The 4,571-nt window shown below is 46.4% G+C and carries 6 protein-coding genes; 4 read left to right on the forward strand and 2 right to left on the reverse strand.

The window, feature by feature from the left end; genetic code table 11:
* Positions 1 to 61 precede the first annotated feature (61 nt).
* On the reverse strand, positions 62 to 496 hold the full coding sequence (locus tag OCU14_RS11100) for a hypothetical protein (RefSeq protein ID WP_261811074.1): 435 nt from the start codon (positions 494 to 496) through the stop codon (positions 62 to 64).
* Between the two features lie 439 nt (positions 497 to 935).
* Entirely contained in the window at positions 936 to 1,577 is a 642-nt protein-coding gene (trhA, locus tag OCU14_RS11105; RefSeq protein ID WP_057878906.1) for a PAQR family membrane homeostasis protein TrhA, read from the reverse strand.
* A 167-nt stretch (positions 1,578 to 1,744) separates the two neighbouring features.
* On the opposite strand from trhA, the gene fakB reads away from it, so the two are divergent.
* From fakB to OCU14_RS11125, 4 genes are all read left to right on the forward strand, one after another.
* Positions 1,745 to 2,596: a DegV family protein gene (fakB, locus tag OCU14_RS11110; RefSeq protein WP_261811075.1), complete on the forward strand. Its 852-nt coding sequence runs from the start codon at positions 1,745 to 1,747 to the stop codon at positions 2,594 to 2,596.
* 64 nt (positions 2,597 to 2,660) lie between these two features.
* Complete coding sequence (locus OCU14_RS11115) at positions 2,661 to 3,587, forward strand: SGNH/GDSL hydrolase family protein (protein WP_261811076.1); 927 nt, start codon at positions 2,661 to 2,663, stop codon at positions 3,585 to 3,587.
* A gap of 16 nt (positions 3,588 to 3,603) precedes the next feature.
* Positions 3,604 to 4,200 (forward strand): YpmS family protein, encoded by a 597-nt coding sequence (locus OCU14_RS11120; protein ID WP_057878903.1) that lies wholly within the window; start codon positions 3,604 to 3,606, stop codon positions 4,198 to 4,200.
* 12 nt (positions 4,201 to 4,212) lie between these two features.
* The gene (locus OCU14_RS11125; protein WP_057878902.1) at positions 4,213 to 4,434 is read left to right on the forward strand and encodes a YozE family protein; all 222 of its coding nucleotides are present in this window, start codon (positions 4,213 to 4,215) and stop codon (positions 4,432 to 4,434) included.
* Positions 4,435 to 4,571 lie beyond the last annotated feature (137 nt).

Here is a 4,571-nt window from a genome sequence, read left to right on the forward strand (position 1 = left end):
TTGTGGTAATTCTATTAAAGGCCTCTATGGGCTTTTTTGTCTACAAGTGTTCGGTTATATTTTACAATCTCCCGTTTAATAGATTATCTGGGAAGGTACTAGGCAGCTTTAAGGCAATTGCCGTAAAGTTGATTAGTAGTGGCAGTGTGACAATTAAACCACCTAGTAGAAAAGACAAAACGTAGTAATCTCGAAGCACTTGCCTCAAGGTATTTTTCAACTTCACCTGCATGAAAAAGCCATTATTGAGATCTTTTTTTAGCAAAGTGGCTGCTGGCATTGCCGCGAGTAGAGGTAAGACCAGGTAATAAGCAATCGCGGAAAAATGAAAGCCATCAATTCCCAGCCATAACGTGTATGGGGAAGAGTGAAACGGATTGGATTGTTGGAAAGATTGCTGCAGTATTGGATAAGCTTGAATGCTTGGAAGAAGCATCGCGATAACAAATATAGAAAATAATGTCCGTTTATTTAGCCGATGCCATAAAGTTAACAACTGACGTCCTCCAATCTAATTATTGACTTGTATTTTATTGGTCCTACGGAGAAAGTCCCTGAGATTTCAGACCACGTGTTTCAACGGTATTATTCCATATGTAGTTTGCTTTTCTCCGCACTTCGTAACTATACAGAAGTTGTTTAGACATGCAAAGGCCAGATTACTCGCACGCAAAAAGCCTATAAGTATACTTACATCGTCATGCATACTTATAGGCTTGCTTTGGTATTTATCTATAATTTATACCTGTATGATTGGTACAGGCGTACTTTCTACTTGATTAAAAAAACTAAACCGTCTTTTAAACTAGTGGTATATACCAGTCCGACAAGTTTTATCGTTTCTTTCTGTCATTCAGCATCCAACGATATTCACAAAATTGGTTACAAGCATTTTAATATCTTTTTTTGGAACCTATGCTTTAATCCCAAAAATTTTAAGCGTAGAGCAAGATCGAGAAGTACATCAAACCGGTTCCCAACATCACGAAGAGATGCCAGATGACGTGACCGAAGGGAATCCCTTTAAAACTGTAGATGACAGCGCCCAGGGTGAAGGCGACGCCGCCCGCAACCAACAGGCTAAATCCAATCAATCCGAGGCCATGATACAGGGGTGAAATCCCCATTAGACACATCCAACCCATGACGACGTAAATCACCGTGGAAAGTTTCTGAAATTTACCAAGCCAGATGGCCTTGTAGATGACACCGGCGACGGCCATGGCCCAGATAATCCCGAACATAACCCAACCCAAGGTGCCACCGACCACTAATAGGCTAAATGGCGTATAGGTCCCCGCAATCAACAGGTAAATCGCGCAATGATCGAATATTTGAAAGACGTGGCTGGCACGGGTAAAGTACAACCCATGGAAGAGGGTCGAGGCCAAGTAAAAGAGGACGAGGATGATGCCATATACAAGGAAGGTCGTCATCCGCAGTTGACCGCCCTTACCGTGAGCTTGTAGAATCAGGATCACCAGACCTGCGATACTCAGAGCGACACCAATGCCGTGCGTCACGGCGTTAAGCACTTCATTAACAATTTGGTAGGTGTGACTACGTTCTTGTGTCAAGCAAACTCCTCCTTAAATAACCAGTCTGGAAACTTTTAACAAACTGGTCCGGTGAGTTAGCAACAACTACTGAAAAAGTTCAGTAACTCTGCTATACTATTACCGTATGTTTCATTACGCATATTGTAGCATAAACCAAATCTCTGGTCAGAAAGAGTGGGATATCCATGGCTAAATTTAAAATCGTTACGGATTCATCTGCTGGCTTAACCGATCAGCAAATCCAAGACTATAACATTACCATTATCCCGTTGACGGTCATGATCGATGACACCATTTACGTTGAACGGGAATCCATCACAAACAAAGAATTTATTGAAAAAATGAAGAGCTCCAAGACGCTGCCTAAGACGAGTCAACCGCCGTTAGGTAAGTTCGTCGAGACCTTCGACAAGCTGGGTGAGGATGGCAGTTCGGTCATCTTCTTCAGTATGTTGGCCGCCATCAGTGGCACGGTTCACACCGCTGAACAGGCCGCACAATTGTCAAAGACCGACGTCACGGTCGTGGATAGCCAATACACCGATCAGGCGCTGGCTTTCCAAGTCGTTGAAGCCGCTAAATTAGCTGCCGAAGGGGCTGAAAAGCAGGCCATCTTGGACCGGGCTGTCGCTGTCCGTGACCACACGAAGCTCTTTATGGGCATCGTCACGCTTGAGAACATTCTTAAGGGTGGCCGACTCAGCCGGGCCGCAGGTATGCTAACGGCCTTGTTAAACATTAAGATCGTGCTCCAGGTAACTGGTGGCGAACTGAAGATCCGCGCTAAGGGCCGGGGTATGAAGACCATCGACCGTTACTTTGAAAAAGTTTATGACCAAATGAAACAGATTCCAGATATCAAGGCAATTGGAATCTCTCACGTTGAAGCCTTCGAGTCCGTCGACAAGATTCAGGGTCGTTTGCATGAAATGTTCCCGGACAAAGATGTCCTGGTCAGAGAAACGGTACCCATCATCGCCACCCATGGGGGACCTGGGGCCTTTGCTCTGATGTACTACACCGATCCAACTAAATAACACCATCGACAAAAAAGGGGTGGCATAGCCACCGCTTTTTATTTATCCCGAGGGGGACTTTTAAATGAAAAAAATCGGAAGACTCAGTAAGGTGATTGGGGTCGCTTTACTCCTGGTACTCATCGTGTTAGCTGCCTTGACCTACTGGCACCCCGGTGTTCGCACCACGAAGAGTAGTAATGCTAATCGTCATCGTAAAGTCGTCCGGGTCGTGGCCTTAGGTGATTCACTGACCGAAGGAGTCGGCGATCCACAAAAGGACGAACAAGGCGGCTATACTGGCCGGCTCAAGACCATGATTCGCCAGAAGGATCACGTCAAAGTGGTCATGCACAACTATGGGAAATCCGGTGATCGAAGTGACCAGATTGAAGCTCGCCTGGTCAAGAGTTCCAGCATGCAACGACAATTAGGAAAAGCCCAGGCAGTCGTCATGACCGTTGGTGGGAATGACCTGCTACAAACGTTGACGAAGAACGTCACCATTAACCAGCAATCGCGCCTCAATACGCAACTGAACTCCGCGGAGACCACTTACCAACAGAAGCTCAAACGCCTATTAACGACGGTCCGTCACTATAATCCAGATGCACCAATTTATCTCTATTCGATCTACAATCCCATCTACGTCTACTTTGCGGATGTGGAGCAGGTCACGAACGCCGTCGATGAGTGGAACGATGCCACCGAGCAGGCGGCCGGCAAATTTAAACAGCTCTATATGGTCGATATCAACCGGGCTTTGTCCGTCGGTCAGTTCAAGTCAGTGACCCAACAAGCCAAGCTGAAACGGTCCGCCCAAAAGGCTAACGATGGTAAGCTCTCAGCACAAAGCTTCCAGAAACAGATTATGGCCAGCAATTCGGCTGACGAGCTGAATGATTACCTGTCACCCGTCGACCATTTCCACCCTAACGCCAAGGGGTACCGTTTGATGACGGATTACGTCTTCAAACAAATGCAGGCCCATCAACAGTGGCTAATGAAATAAGGAGGCAACATTTTTTATGAAACGACATGCGACAGCCACTTCGACCAACTGGTGGAAGTGGGGGTTCATTGGGCTAGTGAGTCTGTTCGTCATCATCCTCGTCGTCATGGGGATCAAGGCCACGTCGGGCGTGAAGGTCGCCTCAACGGCCAAACCTGATACGGATACCACTAACATCAATGTCACCCTGAATAAACGTCAGGTAAACGCCTTGGCGGACTACTACGTCAATAAGTCCCTTGAGGGGCAAGATGTTAAGTACCAGTTCCAAGTAACGGATCACGCGATGATCACCGGTTCAACCAAGGTTCTCGGCACAAACGTGAACTTCGTGTTACTCTTGAAGCCTACGGTGTTGCCTTCCGGTGATGTTAAATTGAAGGCACAAAAACTCTCGGTGGGGTCCTTACCCGTACCCATCAGCTTTGTTATGAGCTATATCGCCAAGAATTACCCGCTGCCAAAGTGGGTTGCCATGGATACGAAACAAAGTACCATGACGCTGCATCTGACGGCTATTGGTAATGGCAAGAAACTCTCATACGCCGCCAAGAAGATCGATATGTCCGGAGCCGGGAAGTTCGTCTTCCAAGCACGGATTCCGAAAAAGTAAAGGAGGAATTGTATGCCTAAGACGTTTTACCAATTTCTCATGACCCAACGTAACCCAGAAAGTTACGACACTATCGCCAATTTTGCGAACAATGCCTTTCTAGATAGCGCCTTCCCCAAGCAGGAGACTGAGTTCGATCCCTTGTCTAAATATCTGGAGGAAAACGCGCCATATCTACCATCCATGACTATTTTTGATGATGCCTGGCAGCTCTATCTGGCATCGCTGGCCTAAGCTTCATGAAACTTAATTGAGAATACAAAAGTCTATCTGCGGATAGGCTTTTTATTTTGGCGACGAATTTACAATCGAAGTGCAACACTAATTGAATAAAAAGACCCATAGCGGGTACAATTACTTAACGACCAAGA

The organism is Levilactobacillus humaensis, from assembly GCF_024345185.1.
Lineage (GTDB): Bacteria > Bacillota > Bacilli > Lactobacillales > Lactobacillaceae > Levilactobacillus > Levilactobacillus humaensis.

What these genes read in the sequence shown, in the direction of transcription:
- OCU14_RS11115 (WP_261811076.1), top strand. Translation starts at nt 2,661, where the DNA reads ATGAAAAAAATCGGAAGACTCAGTAAGGTGATTGGGGTCGCTTTACTC.
- fakB (WP_261811075.1), top strand. Translation starts at nt 1,745, where the DNA reads ATGGCTAAATTTAAAATCGTTACGGATTCATCTGCTGGCTTAACCGAT.
- OCU14_RS11120 (WP_057878903.1), top strand. Translation starts at nt 3,604, where the DNA reads ATGAAACGACATGCGACAGCCACTTCGACCAACTGGTGGAAGTGGGGG.
- OCU14_RS11125 (WP_057878902.1), top strand. Translation starts at nt 4,213, where the DNA reads ATGCCTAAGACGTTTTACCAATTTCTCATGACCCAACGTAACCCAGAA.